The sequence below is a fragment of the Parapedobacter koreensis genome (assembly GCF_900109365.1).
Classification (GTDB): Bacteria; Bacteroidota; Bacteroidia; order Sphingobacteriales; family Sphingobacteriaceae; genus Parapedobacter; species Parapedobacter koreensis.
Map to the genome: position 1 here is coordinate 583,260 of NZ_FNZR01000003.1, position 22,659 is coordinate 605,918.

19 protein-coding genes are annotated in these 22,659 nt (G+C 47.9%); 7 read left to right on the forward strand and 12 right to left on the reverse strand.

All coding sequences use genetic code 11. From position 1 onward, the window contains the following. Positions 1–4 precede the first annotated feature (4 nt). Both BMW65_RS10325 and BMW65_RS10330 read right to left on the reverse strand, forming a co-directional pair. Positions 5–1,183, reverse strand: coding sequence for an oxygenase MpaB family protein (locus tag BMW65_RS10325; RefSeq protein ID WP_090605092.1), 1,179 nt, complete (start codon positions 1,181–1,183; stop codon positions 5–7). Beyond that, positions 1,183–3,495: a cation:proton antiporter domain-containing protein gene (locus BMW65_RS10330; protein ID WP_090605094.1), complete on the reverse strand. Its 2,313-nt coding sequence runs from the start codon at positions 3,493–3,495 to the stop codon at positions 1,183–1,185. The genes BMW65_RS10325 and BMW65_RS10330 overlap by 1 nt, the downstream gene beginning before the upstream one ends. A 146-nt stretch (positions 3,496–3,641) precedes the next feature. Between BMW65_RS10330 and BMW65_RS10335 the strand changes: the two genes are divergently transcribed. Beyond that, on the forward strand, positions 3,642–4,127 hold the full coding sequence (locus BMW65_RS10335; protein WP_090605435.1) for an SRPBCC family protein: 486 nt from the start codon (positions 3,642–3,644) through the stop codon (positions 4,125–4,127). 17 nt (positions 4,128–4,144) lie between these two features. Here BMW65_RS10335 and BMW65_RS10340 read toward each other — a convergent pair whose 3' ends face one another. From BMW65_RS10340 to BMW65_RS10350, 3 genes are all read right to left on the reverse strand, one after another. Next, a complete protein-coding gene (locus BMW65_RS10340) occupies positions 4,145–4,897 on the reverse strand; it encodes a glucose 1-dehydrogenase (protein ID WP_090605095.1) in 753 nt (250 codons plus the stop codon). A gap of 15 nt (positions 4,898–4,912) precedes the next feature. Further along, positions 4,913–5,671 (reverse strand): SDR family oxidoreductase, encoded by a 759-nt coding sequence (locus BMW65_RS10345; protein WP_090605097.1) that lies wholly within the window; start codon positions 5,669–5,671, stop codon positions 4,913–4,915. A 142-nt stretch (positions 5,672–5,813) separates the two neighbouring features. Beyond that, the gene (locus BMW65_RS10350; RefSeq protein WP_090605098.1) at positions 5,814–6,398 is read right to left on the reverse strand and encodes a Crp/Fnr family transcriptional regulator; all 585 of its coding nucleotides are present in this window, start codon (positions 6,396–6,398) and stop codon (positions 5,814–5,816) included. Positions 6,399–6,528: 130 nt separating this feature from the next. Here BMW65_RS10350 and BMW65_RS10355 point away from each other — a divergent pair, with 130 nt between their 5' ends. Further along, positions 6,529–7,503 carry a Gfo/Idh/MocA family protein gene (locus tag BMW65_RS10355; RefSeq protein ID WP_090605100.1) on the forward strand — a complete coding sequence of 325 codons (975 nt, stop codon included), beginning with the start codon at positions 6,529–6,531 and terminating at the stop codon, positions 7,501–7,503. On the opposite strand, the gene BMW65_RS10360 is transcribed toward BMW65_RS10355, so the two are convergent. Both BMW65_RS10360 and BMW65_RS10365 read right to left on the reverse strand, forming a co-directional pair. After that, positions 7,500–8,645 (reverse strand): acetyltransferase domain-containing protein, encoded by a 1,146-nt coding sequence (locus tag BMW65_RS10360; protein WP_090605101.1) that lies wholly within the window; start codon positions 8,643–8,645, stop codon positions 7,500–7,502. The two genes, BMW65_RS10355 and BMW65_RS10360, sit on opposite strands and share 4 nt — an antisense overlap. Before the next feature lie 202 nt (positions 8,646–8,847). Further along, complete coding sequence (locus tag BMW65_RS10365; protein ID WP_090605103.1) at positions 8,848–9,429, reverse strand: hypothetical protein; 582 nt, start codon at positions 9,427–9,429, stop codon at positions 8,848–8,850. Between the two features lie 203 nt (positions 9,430–9,632). On the opposite strand from BMW65_RS10365, the gene BMW65_RS10370 reads away from it, so the two are divergent. From BMW65_RS10370 to BMW65_RS10380, 3 genes are read left to right on the forward strand one after another with little or no spacing between them, the layout of a single operon-like run. Beyond that, positions 9,633–12,086, forward strand: coding sequence for a penicillin acylase family protein (locus BMW65_RS10370; protein WP_090605105.1), 2,454 nt, complete (start codon positions 9,633–9,635; stop codon positions 12,084–12,086). Between the two features lie 7 nt (positions 12,087–12,093). Further along, positions 12,094–12,462 (forward strand): hypothetical protein, encoded by a 369-nt coding sequence (locus tag BMW65_RS23895; protein WP_143053859.1) that lies wholly within the window; start codon positions 12,094–12,096, stop codon positions 12,460–12,462. A gap of 58 nt (positions 12,463–12,520) precedes the next feature. Beyond that, complete coding sequence (locus tag BMW65_RS10380; protein ID WP_143053860.1) at positions 12,521–12,853, forward strand: hypothetical protein; 333 nt, start codon at positions 12,521–12,523, stop codon at positions 12,851–12,853. Between the two features lie 141 nt (positions 12,854–12,994). Here BMW65_RS10380 and rodA read toward each other — a convergent pair whose 3' ends face one another. The 5 genes from rodA to BMW65_RS10405 form a co-directional block, all read right to left on the reverse strand. Next, positions 12,995–14,266, reverse strand: a complete 1,272-nt coding sequence (gene rodA / locus BMW65_RS10385; protein WP_090605109.1) for a rod shape-determining protein RodA — start codon at positions 14,264–14,266, stop codon at positions 12,995–12,997. Continuing rightward, complete coding sequence (mrdA, locus tag BMW65_RS10390) at positions 14,259–16,208, reverse strand: penicillin-binding protein 2 (RefSeq protein WP_090605111.1); 1,950 nt, start codon at positions 16,206–16,208, stop codon at positions 14,259–14,261. The genes rodA and mrdA overlap by 8 nt, the downstream gene beginning before the upstream one ends. A 29-nt stretch (positions 16,209–16,237) precedes the next feature. Next, positions 16,238–16,753 carry a rod shape-determining protein MreD gene (locus BMW65_RS10395; RefSeq protein ID WP_090605113.1) on the reverse strand — a complete coding sequence of 172 codons (516 nt, stop codon included), beginning with the start codon at positions 16,751–16,753 and terminating at the stop codon, positions 16,238–16,240. Continuing rightward, positions 16,746–17,579: a rod shape-determining protein MreC gene (mreC, locus tag BMW65_RS10400; protein ID WP_090605114.1), complete on the reverse strand. Its 834-nt coding sequence runs from the start codon at positions 17,577–17,579 to the stop codon at positions 16,746–16,748. Before mreC ends, BMW65_RS10395 begins: the two co-directional genes overlap by 8 nt. A 63-nt stretch (positions 17,580–17,642) precedes the next feature. Then, positions 17,643–18,665 (reverse strand): rod shape-determining protein, encoded by a 1,023-nt coding sequence (locus BMW65_RS10405; protein WP_079715972.1) that lies wholly within the window; start codon positions 18,663–18,665, stop codon positions 17,643–17,645. Positions 18,666–18,778: 113 nt separating this feature from the next. On the opposite strand from BMW65_RS10405, the gene BMW65_RS10410 reads away from it, so the two are divergent. Both BMW65_RS10410 and BMW65_RS10415 read left to right on the forward strand, forming a co-directional pair. After that, positions 18,779–20,764: a transglutaminase family protein gene (locus BMW65_RS10410; protein ID WP_090605116.1), complete on the forward strand. Its 1,986-nt coding sequence runs from the start codon at positions 18,779–18,781 to the stop codon at positions 20,762–20,764. Continuing rightward, positions 20,761–22,659, forward strand: a complete 1,899-nt coding sequence (locus tag BMW65_RS10415; protein ID WP_090605118.1) for a DUF3857 domain-containing protein — start codon at positions 20,761–20,763, stop codon at positions 22,657–22,659. The genes BMW65_RS10410 and BMW65_RS10415 overlap by 4 nt, the downstream gene beginning before the upstream one ends.

Genomic DNA, 22,659 nt, shown 5'->3' on the forward strand with positions numbered 1-22,659 from the left:
CGTCTCATTTGGCATGGAGGTAGATTGCTCGGACGCGTTCATGCACTGCGCGGCCATCGCGAACCAACTGACCCAAGTACTGCGGGTCGTGGACACGCCGGTTCTGAAGGCGATTTCTGATGATATTCAGGTACGCGATTTTACCCATCGAGGTTTTATCAAGACCCAATAGTCGGCAGGAATGTCTTCCTAATAGAAAATGGTTGTAATACAAGTGGATTTCGCGCATTAGGCGGCGGCCAAGCCACGATGGTGGATAGTGAGATTTTAAGGGTTCTTCCTGGAGGGCTTTGGCCATCGCCTTTGAATCGTTATCGCCATCCGGCTGCGTCATTGTCCAATAAAAAAGCGCTTCAATTGCTGTTTTTTCGTCTTCTGGTAACAAATCGATAGGTATGCCTAACAAGTATCCCACGTATTTCCATAGGTGAAACAAGCCTTTTACTTCCCGTTCCAATGCAACGATACCCATTTGCCGGAGTCCGGTAAGGTATACCAGGGAAAAACCCAGGTTGGTCGCCAGCATATCCCAGGCATTTAATGGGAGTCCCCATTTTGTACTATCCCAATCTGTCGATGCGAGGATGCTGATTCGGGCAAATGAATGGATTATCCGGGTTTTCATTACTCCCGCGAAGCCTACGTTTCCATAGCCGAGCGCATTGTTTCCAGTGATATCCACCCAAAATTCCACCGTTTCAGCCAGCCGTTTTACGGCGCCCTTCTTGAGGGCTCCGGTATACACCAGGGGCTTGTTTATCGCAGCCGATTCATAACCACCCATTAAGCAGTAATCGCGCAATACCACCAATCCGGATAGGCCGCTGCGCTGGCTGAAGGTGACTCCGGCGGACAGCAGTTCGTTGTCTAGCCACGCAGGTGAGGTATCCACTTGCGAAAAAAAGCGATCCAGCACGTTGCGTTTGTCCAGCGGCACATTTCCTAGCTCGCGTAGGTAGGTTTCTAGTACCCGGAGGGTATTGGGAAAGCTTGAATTTACTAAAAGGTCTTTTACCAATGCATCTCCCCTGTCGTCAGCCTGGAAAAGGTACGGTACAAATGCGTCAGCATTTTTCATGTCAGGCGTGTTTGCCAGTTTTTTCAGTAGGTCGATGCCCACGTCATTTGCCCAATAGTGCGCAAAAGACGATGTGTTGGGCCGGTATCTTGAAGGGGCTTTCATTAGGCGACTTTAGCTCCTGTGGTCGCTCTTTCCATGGCGCCGCTATTCCTCACGTCGCGTATGCTCTTGCGGTTGCCAACGAACCAAACAATGTCACCAGCTTCAAAAACCAGGGATGCCTCGGGGTTGAGCATACGGACGCCGTCGCGTTCCACACCCACCACCTGTACTTGGCCACTCGTATCTTCGCGCAGTCCGGAGTGGGCAATACTTTTGCCTACCAGCGGGTGTTGCATTTGTAGCAACACCTGTTCGAGGGCGATGTCCTCGATTTCCATATCGTTATATTGGACATCCTCTTCCGATTCGAATGAGGTTTTCAAAAGCTGCATTTGTTCGTCCGTGCCTAATATTCCCACTTGATCATGCGGAAGTAGGCGGTGATCCCCACCAGGAAGATGTATCATATTTTCTCCACGCCTAATATAAACTACTTGGATTCCATAAGTATCTTTCCATCTCAAATCTTTCAAACAGGTTCCCGCATAGGTAGCCAGCGGGGGCACTTCCATTTCCACGATATGCGCATTCCACGCCTGCAAACCACTTTGTACTTCTTCATTCTTTTGATCGAGCCGTCCCCTGTTGGTCGCACGGGCGAGGCTGTTTTCCCGCTCATTCAAATTGCTAATAAAGCGCTCTTCGATGCGTTGGTACAGCCGTTGTATACGTCTTGAAAATAATAAGATAACGGGTAAAATGACCGGTAGTGTTATCCAGAGCGCTATGCTCGTAGACGTGAGCTGGTCGACGAATAGCCCGATCAATAAGACTCCGATGATCACACGGACGATTTCGATGGCTATAAGCGGGCTCTTGTTTGTCGTGGTGTCCATCCACATTTCTTGGTAAGCGTAGCACCGGGGTTTCTGAAAGACGATCGCCCATAAGAAAGGGGCGGCAACCAGTGTGGCGGTTCCTACGATGACAGCGTATTGTACATAAGTATTGGCAATTCTTCCATCAATGAGGGGTAATACCGCATACCTGAATAGCAACAGTATGGCAACCAACACAATGCTATTAATGACGATAATCCGAATATATTCCTTAAACAACACTTTCCAAGCCGGATTGGCCCGAAGTTTTTCCGTGCCGGTAGCATATTGTTCAATCCTGTCTTTCCAACGAGCCAGCGGCACACGGGCCAGCCACTTGTAAAACGGCTCGGAATATTTGATCATGTAGGGGGTGGTAAATGTAGTGATTGCCGACACGCCCACGGCAATGGGAAATAGAAACTCCGAGATTACACCGAGTGACATACCCAATGCAGCGACGATAAAAGCAAACTCCCCGATTTGTGCCATGCTCATGCCCACCTGTACAGCCTGCTTCAAAGGCTGGCCGGAAAGCAGGGCGCCCAAGCCGCTGAATAGGAACTTACCGCCGATGGTCAGCATCGTCACAATAGCTATCGGAAAACCGTATTGGAGCATGGCTCCCGGATCTATCATCATACCCACTGAAACGAAAAATACCGTCCCGAATAATTCTTTGACCGGTTTGGTCAAGTGCTCTACCTTTTCCGCCAGGGTAGTCTCGGCCAGAATAGATCCCATCACGAAAGCCCCCAATTCGGCAGAAAAACCAACCTGTGTCGCCAGAATCACCATACCCAGGCACAAGCCAATGGAAAAAATAAGCAGCGTCTCCTCATCCATCCATTTCCGCGCCTTTTTCAGAAAGGAGGGAAGCAAATAAATACCCAGCAAAAACCAAAGAGCCAGGAAAAAGGCGAGTTTAAACACGGTAAACAAGATCTCGCCCCCTTCAAACTGCTCGGTGACGGCTACAGTAGAGAGCAAGACCATCAGTAGGATGACAATGATATCTTCCACGACCAATACGCCGAATACTACCCGTGCAAACTGCATGGTTTTGACGCCCAGTTCATCAAATGCCCTGAGGATAATGGTCGTCGAAGAGCTGGCCAGCATACCCGCAAGAAACAGGCTATCCATCTGGCTCCACCCCAGCAGGTGCCCCGTAAAGTAACCCAGCAAGCTTATAAATACGATTTCGACCACTGCCGTGATGGATGCATAGCCACCTACACGCAGTAGTTTTTTAAAACTGAATTCCAGTCCCAAGCTGAATAACAGAAAGATGACGCCCAGCTCGGCAAAAGTCTCAATATTCTCTGTATCTACGATGGTGGGTACCAAGTGGAAATGCGGGCCGACAAAAAAGCCGGCGATGATATAACCAAGTACCAGCGGTTGCTTGATGCGCTTGAAAATGATGGTCACAAAGGCCCCGACCAGTAGGATCAGCGCCAAGTCCTGTATGAGTTCCGGAAGGTGGGCCATGTGATTATTCAATTTACGTGTTGCAAGTTACTAAATTATTGTCGCATATACCCCTCCATATTGGCGTGTTACACCAGTACGATTTTAGGTATGTGACGCTAACTTTGTTTGGTAATAAATGTTATAATCCTATAAAATGAATGATAATGGAAAAGATGCAATTCAAAAAGGCCATCAATGCGTCTGCAATGAAGGTATATGAGACGATGATTGGCAAAGAGACATTCAAGCAATGGACCGCTGTATTCAATCCCTCCTCTGACGTCGAAGGAGGTGGCATCGAAGGAAATTGGGAGAAAGATTCAAAGATTCTATTTATCGGGATAAGCAAAGAAGGCAAACGCGAAGGGATGGTGGGCTACATCCGGGAAAATATCCCGAATGAGTATGTCTCCATCGAATACATTGGTATCTTGGACGGGGATGACGAACTAACTAAGGGGCCGATTGCGGAAGCATGGCAAGGCTTTGAAAACTATACGTTTGAAAGCCATGACGGGGTGACTACAGTAATCGTAGACATCGATGTGAATGACGAGATGGTTGACTACTTTCGTGAAACCTATCCGAAAGCGCTGGACAAGCTGAAAGAGATTTGCGAAGATGTAGAGCGAGTAACTACTCCTCTGTAGTCACTCGCTCGACTTTGTCACAGTTGGGTTTGTCCTCCGTCTGCCACAAGGTCTATCCCGGTACTGAATGAACTTTCATCCGAAGCCAAGAATAGTGCTGCTGCTGCCAGTTCTTCCGGATTACCGATGCGTCCCATAGGAATCCATTGTGCGTATGCGTCTTTGAGTGCCTGTACTTCTTCTCTAGTTGTCGCTTGGCCGTCAAAAATAGGTGTATCCACTGGACCTGGGCTAAGATTATTGACCCGGATTTTTAGGTCTTTCAATTCAGCGGCCAATGTCCTGCTGAATGAGCGCAATGCAGCTTTAGAAGCACTGTAGACACTATGCTCCGGTACACCGATGAGGTGGGCGGTTGAGGAAACCAATACAATGGACGAACCTTCCCGCAACAGCGGCAATATTTTTTGGATAAGAAAATAGGGAGCCTTTACATTCACATCGAATATCCTGTCGAAATGTTCTGGTGTGGCATGCTCCATCAATACCCTTTCTATTATGCCAGCACTGGCAACGAGCACATCTAACGAATTCTTTTCTTTTTTAATAGTTTGGAAAATCGTGTTCAGGTCTTCCGCTTTTGTTACGTCCGCCTGAATAGTTGTTACGCTATGACCGATATAATTTCTGGCCTTCTCCAATTCATCCTGACGTCGACCCGCAATGAATACATAAGCTCCTTCATCGACAAACCGTTTTGCTGTCGATAAGCCGATACCGCTATGGCCACCGGTAATCAGTGCAATTTTGTTTTCTAATTTTTTTGACATCGCTTTATCGTTTAGTTATATATCCACCAATGCATTAAGCATAGCACCACCATCGATTATGTAATCGCCTCCAGTAATGTTAGCCGCGCCTTCACTAGCCAAAAACATGGCAAGCTTCGCTACTTCCGCCGCTTGGCCCACTCGTCTCAGGGGCATTTGCGCGGCAATCTTTTCATAAGTTTCAGCCACCTGTTCCCCAGTCATTCCGAACTTGCCGAAAATGGGCGTAGCAATGGCTCCGCAAGAAATGGAGTTAACTCGGATGCCCTTTGGCCCCAGTTCAGTGGCCGCCACCCTTACGAGCGCGTTCAGCGCTGCTTTGCTGCTACTATATACAGCAGCCCCTGGTGCGGCAGCCGTAGCATGAATCGACGCAAGGAAGGCAATTGAGCTACCCCTCCTCATAAGTGGCAAAAGCTGTTGCAGCGTAAAGAGCGCTCCCTTATGATTGATGTTCATCACGCTGTCGTAATGTGCTTCCGTTATTTGGCCCAGTGGAAGCATCTCTGCGATGCCAGCATTAATGAATAGGAAGTCTATCGTATCCGTATGAGCCTTTATTTGTGTTGACAAAGCGACTACATCGGCAATTTTACCTTGGTCGACAACGATGCCAATAGCCCCCAATCGCAGTGCCGCTTCTTCTACCCGTTGTTGGTTCCTGCCTGTGATGATTACATTGCTGCCTTGCGCAATGAATTCTTCAGCTGCGGCATATCCTATGCCGCTGTTTCCTCCGGTGATGACAATTGTTTTGTTTCTGAATTCTCCCATTTTTTTAAATTACTTATAATATTTATCCATCAGATCGACTCACTGGCTTTACTTTATTCGTATATCGCTGTCGACCATGCAAAAATGGTTCAGGTAGCTCTGAATAAAAATCTACTGGATTAAGAAAGGAAGTGAAACTGGATTAACTTCTTGCTTTAAGCTTTCGAATTCTTGAAAGGAATTGCGTCGTCATTCCCAAATAAGAGGCGATAACATATTGCGGAAACCGTTGTAGGAATTGAGGGTTACGGTTTATTAATTCATCGTAGCGTTCTTCGGCCGTTTTACTAAGGCTTGATAACATTCTTTTCTGGATGCTTACACCCGAACGTTCCACCTGAAGACGGAAAAACCGTTCAAATTTCGGTATCAATTTATAAAGCTCCTGCTCATCTTTATGGCTTAGCTGTATGAGTGTAGCGTCTTCAGTGGCTTCAACAAATAAGGTAGCTGGTTCCTGCGTGATATAACTTGCAAAATCCGATGTCCACCAATCTTCTATGGAAAGTGCTATCGTATGCTCCTGGCCATCATTCGCCAGCAAGTAGGTTCGCAATGCACCCTTCAGCACATAACTGCGGTATTGGCATACGAATCCGGGCTGCACAATAAACTGTTTCTTTTTGGCTATGACAATACGCAGATGCGAAATAAAAATCTGTGTCTCTTCGGCGGTCAAGTCGATAAACCGGGAAACATTGCTGATTATCGGTGCGAATTCATTCATTGTACAAAGATAGCACACGACAGACAATCTCATTCAATCGTCTTCAAATACATTTCCGTAAGTGTTCACGCTTTACCAGCTATGTGCTGAGTTCAATAATATTCGTACGTTTGGAAAGAAATCAAACGCTATGGAAATTAAATGGGGTATTATTGGAGTAGGCGATGTCACTGAGGTGAAAAGCGGTCCTGCTTTTCAGCTTATCGAACATTCGCATCTGGTGGCCGTTATGCGTAGGGATGCTGCAAAAGCGAAAAGCTATGCCGAAAGGCATGGAGTACCCAAATGGTATTCTGATGCTCAGCAACTCATTGATGACCCTGAGGTAAATGCTGTTTATGTAGCTACGCCGCCGGATTCACATGCATTTTACGCCACCGCTGCCATGCGGGCAGGAAAGCCTGTATATCTTGAAAAACCAATGGTGATCAACGAATTACAGGCAAAAGAACTTCTTGAAACGCAACAAGCCCTGGGTGGTAAAATCAGCATCGCCCATTACCGGAGGGAGCAACCTTATTTCAAAAAGGTAAAGGAATTGATTGCTGCCCATATCGGCACACCAAGGATTGCCAACCTCAGGTACTACCAACGGCCGCTTGCTGCCGAAATCCTGCAGTCCTCCGGTATGCAATGGCGGCTGGATCCGAAGCAATCCGGTGGAGGTTTATTTCACGATCTGGCTCCGCACCAAATCGATCTGATGTGTCATTTTTTTGGCAACATGACTTACAGTAAAGGTATTGCCCATAATCAAGCGAAGTTTTACGATGCAACTGATGCCGTATCCGGGCAGATCTTATTTGATAATGACGTACTTTTCACGGGGCAATGGGCATTTAATGTAAGCCAGGATTTAGATGTATGCGAGGTAGTGGGATCCGAGGGGCGGGTTGCTTTCTCCGTATTCAGCTATCAACCGATTGAGCTGGTCAATAAGCAAGGCAGTCAGCAGTTCCGGTTCGAACCGCTTCCACATGTGCAGCAACCTATGATTTCGGCAGTCGTTTCCTACTTTAGGAACATCGGATCTAATCCTTGCAGTGCCCAGGAGGGTTATAAAGTGATGAGTGTGCTGGATAGTTTTGCCAGCAACTATAGTTAGAGAAACCGTAACCACCGTATATTTCCTTGATTATGAGCCTTATATCTCCCGTACCACTTACATATTGGATAAAGCACCAGAACCACCCCGATCCACACCAAGTAGATCACCCAAAGCTTAAGTCCGTTGTCGCCTTGGGGCCTGCCAAACCGGGATCCGAATTCAAATTCGGAAGGGGAGTATCCTTGTAAAAATAATACGATGAATAATATCGTGTGAATGATGTAAAAGTGTAACAAAAAGTAAAAAAGAGGTACCCTGCCGTATGTGGTGAACACCGAAGATACACGCCCTTCCAAGCGTTCAGCGGCAAATAAAAATAAGAACATCAGCCCGAGAAACAACAAATCAAAAAGCAACGATGGGGGGTATTTCGTCACATTGATGAAGGATAGGAAGGTGAATAAACCCGTTGCTTGTGGTGTCCAGGGTTGCGGATCACCGTATAAGTTAATCCAACGTAGCAAGGTGAAAACAGCCAAGCAGGCCACCCCGATGAAAAGAAACCATCGTTTCCGATCGGACAGGCTTTGCATGAAAAACCCGCCGCAGCAATATCCCGTGAGTAAGAGCGCTATCCAGGGTATGGGCGGGTAGCCAATCACCAATGTCGTGCCTTGCCCGATGGGAATCACTCCCGGAGCGGACAGCGGGAAAAACGGATAAAGATTATGCAGGCAGATGACCGCGATGCCGATGATGCCCAGTGTGGCCGGCCGTACGGAAAGTAATAATCCCAGAACGATGAAGCCGAGGCCAATGGCGGCGATCACCTCGAAGAGCAGGATACTGAAACGCATATCGAACCAGATTCCGAAATTGACAACCGTAAATTCCAAAACCAACAGCCAGATGCCTCTACTGATGAGGAACCTGCGGCCTGCCCGAATATCCTGATTTCGCTGCAAGGAAAGGTATGCCGAAGCACCGGATAGAAACACAAATGTAGGGGCGCATATATGCGTAACCCATCGGGTCAGAAATAGTGCGGCAGTGGTGGTATCCAGATTGGTTGGGTCATCGGTAAGTGACCCGACGTGCAGGAGATCGCGCACGTGGTCCAGCGCCATAATCACCATCACCATGCCCCGTACGGCATCCAATGAATTGATTCTGGGAAAAGCCGGTTTTTGTGTTTCCATAAACGTAGTCGGTTAGTTGTCATAAAGATATACAATTTACCAACGATAACCGGTTTACAAACAACCTTTATTATGGGGCTGCCGGCAATACGCTTAATCATTTAACAAAATTTTAACATTTTCCTTGTAATTATTGAAGGAGTTTATGCGTTTAATATTCGACAAGGATCAGTAATAAAATTTGTCTTTTCATAATTTAGGTTTATAATTGGTTAGTTAGAAAGTCCCGATTCTCCCCGTTTCGGGGCTTTTCGTTGTATTTCTTTAATGTTTCATGAAGAACCTTCACAGCCTGGTGAGTAAGGGTTTGAATATCTTTTGCTGAAAGCTGGTAACCCGCAGTATCATTTCGCTGCGGTTTGGGATCCTGAGGCAGGAGATCGGCAATATGCATGTCAAGAAGTGCTGCAGGAACTTTTCCCATTCGTTTTGCCAGTTCGTTGCCGAGCTTTGCGTTGGGCCCGGCAGCGCCGCCGCTGATGGATATGAATGCGTAGGGTCCAGTCCGCTTCTTGAGCAGCTTGAAACATTTCCGCAGTGGCGTAGCTACGCCACCTACCCATACAGGCGATAGGAAAATAAGGAAGTCATCGGGATGTATGCCCGCAGGCGTGAAAACGACTTGTGGCGTTCGGTGGAACAGGATGTCCATGAAGATAGCTGCCGTTGTCCGGCGCTTGGACTCGGTGATACGGATACGCTTAGCATCCAATGCGACGGCAATACTGCTCGCAAGCGCATCATTGTTGCCTGTAAAGGAGTATGAGATGATGATGGTTTTCATGGGTGGAAATTACCATTTTGCGTAATGGTAGGGTATGACACGAATCATACTTTGCGGTGATAGTAACTATAATCCGTGCTGGACGATGAAACCTAAGCTTTCAAAAACAAATTAAAAAGATTTTAGCCCGTAACATTTGCTTGTATGGGCGGCATTGGTTATGTTTGGGTGTAAAAAGCCTTTGAATCAATGCCTAGCTAGTTATGAGATTTATTAAATGTTTCTGGCCGCTATTCGTCTTGTTGGCGTTTGTTTATGTATTTGACCGTTCGTGGGGCGTGATACCACCACTGGGCAAGATGTTTAGCCCATTCAGTGGGTTTTTGCAAAATGGAGCGGCTGAATCCAGTACAAAAGATCAGGAATTTCTGTTGCGTGGCCTTAAAGATGAAGTGACCGTATGCTATGACGGTAATGCCGTGCCGCACATCTTTGCGCAAAACGACGAAGATCTATACTTCGCGCAAGGCTACGTGATCGCCCGTGACCGCTTGTGGCAGATGCAGTTTTATACGCTTGCGGCGTCGGGAAGGCTCACGGAAGTAGTGGGCGAAGCGGCCCTTGCGTATGACCGCTTTAACCGCCGCATTGGCATGGCCCGGTCAGCTGCAGCCGTTGCAACGAAGTTGAAGACCGATACCATGGTAAATCGGATGTTGGAGGCCTATGCGGCGGGTGTAAATGCTTATATCGAACAGCTCGATTACCGTGATCTGCCAGTGGAATATAAATTGCTGAATTACCATCCTGAACGGTGGTCGGTTTATAAATCCATCTTGATGTTGATGAATATGCGCAATACCTTGAATGGGGGTAGCAATGACTACCGCTTGACCAAGGTGTTGGCGAAATATGGCAAAGACGTGGTGGCCGACCTTTTCCCGGGTTATCCGGCGATGGAATCGCCCGTGATACCGGAAGGTACGGAATGGGGATTTTTGCCACTGACGGTACCCGCTGTGCCCAATCAAGTGGCGGCGCTACCGGATAGCAACTTAATGGATCTGTACATGCCGGAGCCACGCCCAGAAATTGGGAGCAACAATTGGGCGCTGGGCAGCGCTAAATCGGCCACAGGTCTGCCCTTGCTGGCCAATGATCCGCATTTGCACTTGACTCTGCCTTCCATCTGGTACCAGATGCAACTGGCCGCGCCGGGTGTAAACGTCTATGGCGTGGCCTTGCCGGGTACGCCGGCTATTATCATCGGATTCAATAAAAACATTGCTTGGGGCGTCACGAATGTAGGATCGGATGTGATGGATTTTTACCGTATTGCGTTCAAGGATACAACCCGTAGCGAGTACTGGCATGATGGACAATGGAAGTCGACAACGATGCATATCGAAACCTTCAAGCTGAAAGGGGGCAAAATGGTTTACGACACGTTGTACTACACACATCATGGACCGATTGTATACCATAAGGCTGAGTCGGTTAATGAGCGGAGGGGTGTACCGGTGGGATATGCCATGCGATGGGTAACAAATGAGACGGATGATTCGGACATGCGTGCTTTTTATGATCTCAACCGAGCGGCAAATTATGGCGATTACCGGAAGGCGCTTACGTATTTTACGGCACCTGCCCTGCATTTTGTCTTTTCAAGCAATGAGGGCGACATCGCCATCACTTCAGGTGGGAAATTGCCCCTGAAATGGGAAGGGCAGGGTAAGTATTTGCTCGATGGCACGTTAGCGGCGCACGATTGGCAGGGCTGGATACCGAAGGAGCAGAACCCCACGGTGAAAAACTCGCCACGCGGCTTCGTAAGTTCGGCCAACCAATCACCCACAGATACGACCTATCCGTATTATCTCGACTGGAGTTTTACCCATCCGGCCAGGGCCATCCGAATCAATGAACGCCTGGAGGTGATGACCGGTGCGACGGCCGATAGTTTGCGCCAGTTGCAGAACGATACGTATAACGTGAATGCGCGGCGGGTGCTGCCACGTTTGCTGGCACTATTGGCTAAGGATGATTCCATCCGCCAGTCGGCCGAGTTTGATGCCCTCGAACGCTGGAACTATCGCAATGACGCGGATGCCGTAGGGGCGGCGATTTTTGAAAATTGGTTGGACAACTTGATGGTGGGCATATGGGGCGATGAGTTCCCAAGGGAAGACCAGTTCTTGTATCCCAGCCTCGATCGTACGTTTGAGCTTATCAATAAGGAGCCAGATGCACGCTGGTTTGATAAGGTGAGTACGCCGGATACGGTGGAAACCATCGACGACGTGATACGCGAAAGCTTTGAGAAGACGATAGGGGAAATGCGCAGGCGCCTGGGCGATATTTCGGCACGCACATGGGCGCTTGGTAAAGTCAAAGATACACGCATCATGCACCTCGTGCCTAATTTTGCATCTTTCGGCCGTGTAAACATTAACAATGGCGGTGGCAACAGCGTCATCAATGCGACGTCAAGTACGGACGGCCCTTCATGGCGAATGGTGGTGCAACTGGATAAGGAATGGCCCGTAGCTTATGGACTGTATCCGGGCGGTCAGTCAGGCAATCCCGGCAGCCCCTATTATGACAACATGATAGATCGCTGGGCGCGGGGAGATCTGGATACGCTACTGTTTATGAAACGTGCGGATGAGGCATCGGAAAGGCTGCAACGTCACATGGTATTACAACCCAAAAAATGAAACAGATATGTTGTATGCATTAATTATACTTATTGGCGGGTTGTTGTCCTATTTCGGCCCGTGGTGGATAATCGCTCCGGTTTGCTTCGCTCTCTGCTGGTGGAAAGCGACGAGCGGTCGGCAGGCTTTCTGGACATCTGCTCTGGCGAGCACGACATTATGGGTGGGATATGGTGGATATTTGTATGCCATTTCCGGCGTGAACCTAGCGGATAAGGTGATGGGTATCTTCACGACAGGCGCCCCTGCATTGGCTGCCGTGCCTGGCATTGTGCTGGCACTCACTGTCGCTACGTTGATAGTAGTCCTCGTGGGTGGCGTTGCCGGGCTGGCGGGGCTGTCTATTCGGCGGTTTTTTGATACGGTGGCTTACTGATTTTCCGGTAAACATTACCCGGGAAGTCTTGTTTTAACCTAATAAAAGACAAAACACGATGAGCACATCCAGATCCATGACCCCGATAACTGTCGTAATGGAACGCCTCCAAGAGAAAGGCTATGGCAGGGAACTTACTATTGCAAAAGACGGAGCTTATTTTGAGGGCGAACCAAAAATGTATACACCATCCCAACTAACCATCGTCAAGGTGTATCGGTTTGAAGGGGAATCTGACCCCGCTGATATGGCTGTCATTTATGCAATACAGGCTGATGATGGACAGGTAGGTTACCTCTTGAATGCTTACGGTACCTATTCAGATCAGGATAATCCTTACTATGATGGTTTTATTCGCAATGTTCCAATGGAGGAACGGGAAGATTTGTAAGCAACTATTATTAATAATAAAAATTTTATAAAAAAATTAGGAGATTGTTCTAAATCTATTAATTTTGTAGTCATTCATGTGTGCAGCCATTTGCGTAGTGCCCTGCGTCCCCTGCGGGGCCTCGCATTTGGTAATGAGTAATTAAACAATTCCCTTCTTGTTAGCATCAAATTTGAGCATAATAAAGAGCAAGATCGTAAAACTCCAGAGCGACGAGCCGCCATAGCTGATAAATGGCAAAGGAATGCCGATGATTGGAACGATGCCGATCGTCATGCCGATGTTGATTGCAAAGTGGAAAAACAGGATAGACGCGACGCCATAGGCGTAGATGCGGGCAAATGCTGTACGCTGACGCTCGGCGATATTGACGATGCGCAGCAATAATGTCACATATAAGCTGATCACCACCATCGAGCCGACGAACCCCCATTCTTCGCCAATGGTGCAGAAAATGAAGTCCGTACTCTGTTCGGGGACAAAATTGTACTTGGTCTGCGTACCCTGCAGGTAGCCCTTGCCCCAAAACTGTCCGGATCCGATGGCAATCATTGATTGATTGAGGTTGTACCCCTGGCCACGCGGATCATCTATCTTGCCGAGTATCACATCAATACGGTTGCGTTGATGGGGTTGAAGCACATTTTCGTATACGAAGTCTACGCAAAAGACGTAAGCAGAAGAAATGACGAACAGGGCAATCAGGCTGGTAATGGCTTTTCGACGTCGCCGGAAATAGTAGATACCCAGCCCGCAGATGGCGGCAATCACGGCAATAACCAGCCACTGATGAAAGGCCAACGTGAGTACAAATAACAAGATACAGAGGGCTCCAAAAAGCATCCATGGGCCAGATATATAGCCCTCCCTGTAAAAAACAAATACCAGCGCGAAAAAGGCTAAAGCGGATCCGGTGTCGGGCTGGAGCAAGACTAGAATGACGGGTAGCAAAACGATAGCGGAACCGGCAAACAAGGTCTTGAGATTGGGGGTTCTGTTGCTTTGCGTGCTAAGGTACCTGCCCAGCAACAGACAGGTCGCGAGCTTAGCAAACTCTGATGGTTGCAGCCTGAAGCTACCAATGGGTATCCAAGCTTGGTTGCCCCCTACGTTGCGTCCAATAATGAGTACGACAATAAGCAATAGGATAGTAATGGCGTACAAAATTGGGGATATGGAACTGTAAAACTTGGCATCCACAATGAGTATCGCGATAGCTAACAGCATGGCGGAAAAGATGTAGATGGACTGCTTGCCGTAGTTGGTGGCCATGCTGAATAGCCCAGGATTCTCCGGATCGAATACCGCTGCGTGGATGTTAAACCAGCCAATGATGCACAGCAATAGCCAAAGGATGATGGTAAACCAATCTACTTCACCACCGAATAGTCGATGCCGGTGGGGGTTATTCATATCTTCTTGCTAAAGCGCTGTGATGGACAAATAGCACTTCCTCGTCGGGTTCTTTGTGCGGTGATGATGGTTTGTTAGGGCCCGTCTTAACTATTTTTTCCTGCGGCTTTGCCGTCTTTGGCTTCGGCAACAGATCGGCATTGTAAATGCGGTCTTGTATATATTGGGGGAGGGTAACGGTATCTTTCAGGTATTTTTCGACCAACATGCTGACGATGGGGCCTGCCCAGGTACCACCAAACCCCGCATTTTCTACGACTACGGCAATGGCAATTTTGGGATTTTCACGGGGAGCGAAAGCAAAAAATACGGCATGGTCCTGTCCGTGTGGGTTTTGGGCAGTACCTGTCTTTCCACACATCTCAATGTCTGCAATCCTCACGGAATATCCAGTGCCGCCCGGTATGTTTACTACCCGGCTCATGCCCTCAATCACGGGCTCATAATATTGTTCGTCTACTCCGGCAAATATTTTTTCGGTGAACTCGGGCTTTACGATTTTCTGCTCACCAATGGCTTTGATAAGGTGCGGGCGATAGTAGAATCCCCTATTGGCTACGATAGCCATGACGTTGGCCATCTGCAAGGGGGTGATACCCATTTCGCCCTGGCCGATAGATAGCGATATGTTGTAGCTGGATCCCCATTTCGCATTGCCATACCGCTTGGTATAGAACTCAGAAGTGGGCAATAAGCCGCTTTTTTCGCCGGGCAAATCGATACCCAATGAATGCCCGATGCCAAATTTCATCACGGCCTCCCGCCAAAGGTCATAAGATTCCGCAGATGGCATGCCCCGTTGGTCAATCATCCGGGCATAAGTATAACCATAGTAAGTATTGCAGGAATGCTGGATGGATTTAATGAGTTGTGTAGGTCCGTCTACGTGCATGCAACGCATGATGCGCCCGCCGCCGTAGCGGTATCCTCCGGGGCAGTTGAATACTGTGTGCTCATCAATCATGCCCGCCTGCTGGGCAGTAAGTGCGCTCACCACTTTGAATACCGAGCCCGGTGGGTATTGGGCCTGAATGGGCCGGATAAACATGGGCTTATAAGGATCCTGCAGCAGCGTTGCATAATTATTGCCCCGTTCCCGGCCTACCATCATATTCGGATCATAGCCGGGGCTACTTACAAACGTGAGTATTTCACCAGTAGCGGGCTCGATGGCTACCACGCTGCCGATCTTGTTGCGCATCAGCTTTTCAGCGAGGAGTTGCAGATCCTTGTCTAGTGATGAAATAAGCCCGTCACCAGCGACAGCCAACGTATCGTACCGACCTTCCGCGAATGCACCTTGCGGCCTATTGAAGGCATCGACCATTACATTTTTGACGCCTCGCTGGCCCCGTAACAAATCTTCATAAGCGCTTTCGACTCCACTGGCTCCAATGTAATCGCCTGGCCGGTAGAAACCGTTCGACCGCTCGATATCGCGGTCGTTGACCTCCTGGATATAACCGAGAAACTGGGCTGCGACACTGTCGGGATAGCTACGTACTGTCCGGTTTTGGATATAAAAACCCCTGAACTTGTACAGGTGCTCCTGCAGCTTGGCATATGCGGTGGCCGGGAGCTGCTTTTCAAACTGCGAAGCCTTGTAAGGCGAATAGCTTCTTGCAGTCGCCATCCGCCGCTGGAAGCCCTCTTTATCAATGCCGACCAGCTCACAGAGCAATGCAGTATCCAGATCTTTTACTTCCCGAGGGGTCACGAGAAGGTCGTAAACCGGCTCATTTTGAACCAACACCTCGCCATTTCGATCGAGGATGACACCCCGTGCAGGATAGATAACCATCTTACGCAACACATTATTGTTGGCCGATAGCAGGTATGATTTATCGATCAGTTGAAGATAAGATAACCGAGCAGCGATGATAGCTGCCACGGCTATAAATATGCCCTGAATGATGTATTTTCTTTCAAAAAGACCGTTCATTGACGTATTTTGGATGTATTACAGGCAGCTTAACGCTGCTTTTTTCGATAAAACAGTAGACTGAACAACAAAATGATAATGACGGTAAAGATACAACTTAATAAGATACGGATAAAGGTGTAATGGAATTGATGGAAAGTAAAAGCTTCCAAGGAAAACAACACCGTGTGATGGAACAAGGCGAGTACCAGTACATAAAGGAAATACCACCTAAAGGGCACGGTACCCCAGATGGGGGTCATGTAATTTTCGTAATGGTCGGTCTGGATGGTAATGCGGACAAACATAATACGGCTCCAAGCAAGCGCTACACATGCTGCGGCATTGACACCAAGAGTGTCGTAAAAAGCGTCTACGGAAACGCCCATGATAAAGGCTAAGCAATACAGAATAAAATTGGGGATCCCCACGGGAAGCAATAGGATAAACAGGATGTAGGGAAATGGCGTGGCCAGGTTGTAGTAACCAATGTTTTTGAACAAAAATACCTGCATCAACAGCAGCACAACAAAACGGGCAATATTGTATAACAATACTTTAGCCATTGTCGTCGTTTTGAGATTCCAATGCCGCTTTTTCCGCTGCTAACACATTTTTTACCACATACACTTGCTGTAGGTTATGGAATTGGGTGCTGAGCTCAATTTTGATATCCAAGAAGCTATCCCCACCTGAAATTCCGGTTTGGACGACTTTGCCGGCCAATATGCCGGGGGGAAAGAGCGAAAAACCCGACGTGTATATCAATTCACCCTCTCGAACCTTCACATGGTTGGGAATATCTTTGAGCGTGCCAATGCGTGGGTCATAATTGTCTCCCCAGACCAATGAACCGAATGCCTGGCTATCCTCCAATGCTGCGCTGATACGGGTTTCGCTATGTAATAGCGATTGCACTGTGCAAAAATGCTCAGAGACATGGAGGACGATACCGACAATGCCGCTGCTGGAGATGACGCCCATACCTCTTTCGATACCGTGTTTGCGGCCTTTGTCCAGTGTAATGTAGTTGTTTTGTTGGTGGATACTATTGTTGGTGACCTTGGCTACAATATATTGATATTGTACATGGTGTACCGTATCGTTGACAACTCCCTGTATCATAGTATCGGGCATGGTAAAGCGCTGCAACTGTTCCCGTAGGGCCGCGTTTTCTTCGGCCAGCGACGCATTTTCTTCGCTCAGGTAAAGGTAACTTTTCCAGGCATTGATTTTCTCGTAAGCCGAACCAACGAGATGGTTTGACGAATTGACGACCAATGCCCGCTGAAAGGTGTTGTTTCGTACAACCAAATAAAAAGCCAATCCAAAAAATACAATGAACAAAAAAAATGCATTATACTTCGTGAAAATTAGCCAAAGGTTCTTCATGCCTCGGATATTTATGCTTTGTATCGTAGGCCATCAGCTTAATGCCTATGGCTTACAGCCGATCTATTGCATCAAAAACTTGAACGTGCCGATGTTTTTCAAGGCGATGCCTGTGCCACGCACCACGGCACGCAACGGATCTTCAGCTACGTGTACGGGCAGCTTGGTCTTGGCTTGAATACGTTTATCCAGGCCACGCAACAATGCGCCCCCGCCTGTCAAATAGATGCCTGTCTGATAGATGTCTGCTGAAAGTTCAGGTGGTGTGATTTCTAATGCTTTTAAAATTGCTTCTTCTATTTTTGAAATGGATTTGTCCAAGCAATGGGCAATTTCAGTATAGGATACCGTGATCTGCTTGGGCACGCCAGTCATCAAATCCCGGCCTTGCACCGCAAAATCATCGGGTGGATCCTGTAGTTCCGGCAATGCCGATCCGACTTCAATTTTGATTTTTTCTGCCGTGCGATCGCCTATCATGATGTTGTGCTGCCTGCGGATATATTGCACAATGTCGGAATCAAAATTATCTCCGGCTACGCGGATAGACTGGTCACATACAATACCCGACAGGGCGATAACGGCGATCTCTGTGGTACCGCCGCCGATATCGATAACCATATTGCCCATGGGCTCTTCTACATCTATGCCAATTCCAACGGCAGCTGCCATGGGCTCATGTACTAAATATACTTCCTTGGCTCCGGCTATCTCAGCCGAGTCACGTACAGCACGTTTTTCTACTTCGGTGATGCCGGACGGAATGCAGATGACCATGCGAAGCGATGGAAAAAACCAGCCTTTGCCGTTGTTGACCATCTTTATCATGCCGCGAATCATATGCTCAGCGGCGTTGAAGTCGGCGATGACACCGTCTTTCAAGGGCCGTACTGTACGGATATTGTCATGCGTCTTGCCTTCCATCTGCATGGCTTGCCGGCCAATTGCAATGACTTTATTGGTAGTACGATCAAAGGCAACGATGGAGGGTTCATCTACGACTACCTTGTCATTGTGGATAATGAGCGTATTGGCAGTTCCTAAATCTATCGCAACTTCTTGTGTAAACCAGTTAAACAAACCCATTCGGTGAATTTTATGAGTATTTTAAATAATGTGCAAACCTACCAAAAAAACTGATAACTTTAATCAGCAATAATTTTTTATATTGCCGCCTAAATTTATTTGTTTCAACGAAGATGAAAACCTACTTGACCTTGGCCTATCTTGCCTTTTTTCCCTACTACTTGGTTGCGCAAGACTTTGCTTTTGGCTCCCTTAGCCCGGAAGATATTAAACTCGCCAAAAACGACTTGGACAGCTTCTCCAATGCAGCCGTACTTAACGAGTACGGTAAAGCTTTCATGCTGTATAACGATACGAAAGGTATCACTGAGTTGTACGTGGACTACCACGTTCGCATTAAAATCTTTAATAGAGACGGCTATAAGCATGCAGATATTGTGTTGCCTGCTTATAAAGATGACACAGGTGAGCGGGTTGATGTCCTGTCTGATATTACGGCAGCCACCATTAATATTGTCGATGGGCGCGTGGTGTCTACACCGTTGGATAAAGGTCAGCTATTTAAGGAAGAAGTAAGCAAATATTTGACCCATACCAAATTTACCTTCCCGGATTTGCAGGATGGCAGTATCGTGGAATATAGCTATCGGTTGGTTTCTCCACATATCTTTAATTTCAGGACTTGGTACCTGCAGGAAGACATCCCCAAAATCAACAGCACTTTTGAAGCGGTCATTCCCGGGCTTTATACCTATAACGTCGTTTTACGGGGGCCATATCCGCTCACTACGCAAGATGCCAAGTTGCATAAGGGCGGTTTCCGGATTGCTGGCCGCGACATTGATTGCTCACGGATGATCTACGGGATGCGTAATATCCCAGCTTTTGTATCGGAAGATTATATGACAGCTGCAAGCAATTTTAAGTCAGCTATTTATTTTGAACTGTCCGACATCTATCAGTTGAGTGGGGCGAATTTGAAAATCACTAAAGAATGGCGAGACGTCGATCGCGAATTGGTGAGCAGTCCGGACTTCGGTGGCCAAATGAAACGGGATAATGTGTTTAAACCCTTGCTGGCGAATATATTGAAAGACGCGTCGGATGATATGGATAAGGCCAAAGCTGTGTATCGGTACGTCCAGCAAAACATCAAGTGGAACCGCTACCTCGGGAAATATGCCGAAAGCAATGTCAAGGCTGCGCTGGAAAGTCGATCGGGTAATATTGGCGATATCAATCTCGCCTTGATAGCCGGATTGACTGCCGCTGGATTGGATGCCGAAGCGGTGCTGGTCTCGACCCGGGATAACGGCGTGGTCAATGAAGTGCATCCGGTGTTGAGTGATTTCAATTATGTGGTGGCCAAGGTGAATATTGATGGCGCATACCACCTGCTTGATGCCTCGGATCCACTGCTCCCGTTCGGGTTACTCCCCTTACATTGTGTCAATGGTAAGGGACGCGTCATCAATTTGAAAAAACCTTCCTATTGGGTCACATTGCAATCGTCTCAAAAATCCACAACCCAATATACATTCAATGCAATGCTGCATACCGATGGAATGTTAAAAGGAAAACTGGTGACACAAAGCAAAGGCTATGCGGCGTACCGTAAGCGGCAAGAGCTGGCCAACTACAACACGGTGGAGGAGTACATCGAACACGTAGACGAGACGCTGGCCAGCGTGGATATCCTCAATGGCGAAATCAGCGGATTGGAAAATCTGGAAGCACCTTTGGTAGAAAGTTATGAGGTGGAATTAAAATTGCATGCGGATAGCCTTGGCCAGGAAATGTCCTTTAATCCTTTCTTCATTAATCGGTTAAACAAAAATCCATTTAACCTGGATGAACGGACGTATCCCGTGGACATGGGGGCTGCCAGCGAAGAGCGCGTGCTGCTCACCATTAAATTACCGGGGAATTATGAAGTAACGGCCAAGCCCGATGATTATAACCTGGCGCTGGCAGATCAGGGTGGCAGGTACCTGACACAAACGGAGCTGCTGGAGGATACGTTTTCTTTTTCGCAACTGCTGGCGCTCAACCACGCCACTTACCCGCCCGAAAGTTATTTTGCGCTGAAGGAACTTTTCAGCCGTATCATCCAACAGGAAAAAATCGATGTGGTGCTACGTAAATTGACGGAAGAATGAGGGTAGCGATAATGTTGATGATGCTGTGGATGGTGATACGTGATGGCTATGCACAACAGGGGTATGCTGTATCGGCAATACCTGCGATGCTGAAGAGCCGGGCTGATGCAGTAGTACGCCAGGAGACCATCGTTGCAGACATGCTGGCGGCTACCAAGGTTCGCTACCAAGTGAAACAGGCTGTCACGGTATTCAACCGATCGGGGGAAAATAAGGCCCGGCTGGTGATCTATTACGATAAAAATGTCGCGATTAAGCGCATCGCCGGAAAGGTATTTGACGCAGACGGTCTTCAGGTGGGTAAATTTACACAGCGGGATTTTACGGATGAAAGCGCAGTAAGCAGCTTTTCGTTATATGAAGACACCCGCGTGAAGCATTTCCTGCCTGCGATGACGTCCTATCCATATACCGTGGAATATGAATATGAGTTGGAACTTAAACAAAACTTGATCATCCCAGCTTGGCGACCCGATGCCTACCGGGATGTGGCTGTGGTGCACAGCCAATATACATTTATCTGTGATCCGGCGGATGACGTGCGCGTGAAAGCGACTAATTATAAGGGGGATCCGGAGGTAAGTAATGCGGATGGCCGAAAAGCCCTGACATGGACGGCAATCCATATTCCGGCGCAGCGGTACGAGCCTTTCAGCCCTGATCCGGAAACCTACCAAACCATGGTGAAAGTAGCGCCGGTCAACTTCAGCTACTATAAACACAATGGACATTATTCGGACTGGGGAGAGCTGGGCAAATGGACGTATGATGCACTGTTGGCTGATGGTTTGGAACTACCCGAACGGACGGTACAGGAGGTGAAACAACTCGTAACGGGTTTGGCATCTGATAAGGAAAAAGCGAAGGTATTGTACACGTATATGCAACGTAAAACACGATATATCAGCGTGCAAATCGGTATTGGAGGGTTTAAACCCATGGCAGCCAGCGATGTGGATAGGCTGGGGTATGGCGATTGTAAAGGTTTGGTCAATTACATGCAGGCATTGCTGAATGTAGCAGGTATTCCTTCTTATTATTGTGTGGTAGAGGCTGGAGCTACCAAACGTGATCTCCAGCCTGATTTTGCCGGCATGGAGCAAGGCAATCATGTCATTTTGTGTTTGCCATTTGAGCGGGATACGACGTGGTTGGAGTGTACCGACCAACGTATCCCGTTTGGCTTTTTGGGATCTTTTACGGACGACCGCACAGTATGGGCCTGTACGCCGGAAGGCGGACTGCTGCTGCGCACGCCACACTATGCGGTGACGGCAAGCACACAACGTAGAACTGCGGAGTTGGCGCTTGATGTTAAGGGGACAGTTTCCGGCCGCGTGGAAACGGTATTTACTGCCGGGCAATATGACAACCACTTGGAAATTGCTGAAAGCAATGGGTCGGAGCAGGTGAAGCTGTTGAAGGATGCATATGATATCGACCAGATTTCTTTTAGCCAACTTAAGTATCAAAAACGTGATGAAGCGGTGCCTACGCTGGTTGAGGCTTTCCAAGTGGCATTGGCAGCTTATGTGCCGGAGAACAATGGGCAGGTATTCCTTATTCCGAATGCTTTTAATCGGCGGAGTACAATTCCTGCCGTGAAAAACCGAGTATTGCCACTTTATATCAACCGGGGTTATACCGATGAGGATAGCATCAGCTATGCATTGCCTGAGGGTTATCACCTGTCGCAACCGGTGGAGGAAGAAATTGATAGTGCATTCGGCTATTATTATAGCGTAATCAAACAAGAAGGGAACAAAATTTCATATTATCGCAAGTTCACACTTAACGAGGGCACGTTTCCGGCCGAACAATATGCTGATTTTTGCAGTTTCATCAACCGGGTGAGTTCTCTTGATAACTATAAGGCGGTATTAGCTAAGCGCTAA

Excerpts from the sequence above, each read along its gene's own strand:
- BMW65_RS10325 (WP_090605092.1), bottom strand. The coding sequence starts at position 1,183 with ATGAAAGCCCCTTCAAGATACCGGCCCAACACATCGTCTTTTGCGCAC.
- BMW65_RS10330 (WP_090605094.1), bottom strand. The coding sequence starts at position 3,495 with ATGGCCCACCTTCCGGAACTCATACAGGACTTGGCGCTGATCCTACTG.
- BMW65_RS10335 (WP_090605435.1), top strand. The coding sequence starts at position 3,642 with ATGGAAAAGATGCAATTCAAAAAGGCCATCAATGCGTCTGCAATGAAG.
- BMW65_RS10340 (WP_090605095.1), bottom strand. The coding sequence starts at position 4,897 with ATGTCAAAAAAATTAGAAAACAAAATTGCACTGATTACCGGTGGCCAT.
- BMW65_RS10345 (WP_090605097.1), bottom strand. The coding sequence starts at position 5,671 with ATGGGAGAATTCAGAAACAAAACAATTGTCATCACCGGAGGAAACAGC.
- BMW65_RS10350 (WP_090605098.1), bottom strand. The coding sequence starts at position 6,398 with ATGAATGAATTCGCACCGATAATCAGCAATGTTTCCCGGTTTATCGAC.
- BMW65_RS10355 (WP_090605100.1), top strand. The coding sequence starts at position 6,529 with ATGGAAATTAAATGGGGTATTATTGGAGTAGGCGATGTCACTGAGGTG.
- BMW65_RS10360 (WP_090605101.1), bottom strand. The coding sequence starts at position 8,645 with ATGGAAACACAAAAACCGGCTTTTCCCAGAATCAATTCATTGGATGCC.
- BMW65_RS10365 (WP_090605103.1), bottom strand. The coding sequence starts at position 9,429 with ATGAAAACCATCATCATCTCATACTCCTTTACAGGCAACAATGATGCG.
- BMW65_RS10370 (WP_090605105.1), top strand. The coding sequence starts at position 9,633 with ATGAGATTTATTAAATGTTTCTGGCCGCTATTCGTCTTGTTGGCGTTT.
- BMW65_RS23895 (WP_143053859.1), top strand. The coding sequence starts at position 12,094 with ATGTTGTATGCATTAATTATACTTATTGGCGGGTTGTTGTCCTATTTC.
- BMW65_RS10380 (WP_143053860.1), top strand. The coding sequence starts at position 12,521 with ATGAGCACATCCAGATCCATGACCCCGATAACTGTCGTAATGGAACGC.
- rodA (WP_090605109.1), bottom strand. The coding sequence starts at position 14,266 with ATGAATAACCCCCACCGGCATCGACTATTCGGTGGTGAAGTAGATTGG.
- mrdA (WP_090605111.1), bottom strand. The coding sequence starts at position 16,208 with ATGAACGGTCTTTTTGAAAGAAAATACATCATTCAGGGCATATTTATA.
- BMW65_RS10395 (WP_090605113.1), bottom strand. The coding sequence starts at position 16,753 with ATGGCTAAAGTATTGTTATACAATATTGCCCGTTTTGTTGTGCTGCTG.
- mreC (WP_090605114.1), bottom strand. The coding sequence starts at position 17,579 with ATGAAGAACCTTTGGCTAATTTTCACGAAGTATAATGCATTTTTTTTG.
- BMW65_RS10405 (WP_079715972.1), bottom strand. The coding sequence starts at position 18,665 with ATGGGTTTGTTTAACTGGTTTACACAAGAAGTTGCGATAGATTTAGGA.
- BMW65_RS10410 (WP_090605116.1), top strand. The coding sequence starts at position 18,779 with ATGAAAACCTACTTGACCTTGGCCTATCTTGCCTTTTTTCCCTACTAC.
- BMW65_RS10415 (WP_090605118.1), top strand. The coding sequence starts at position 20,761 with ATGAGGGTAGCGATAATGTTGATGATGCTGTGGATGGTGATACGTGAT.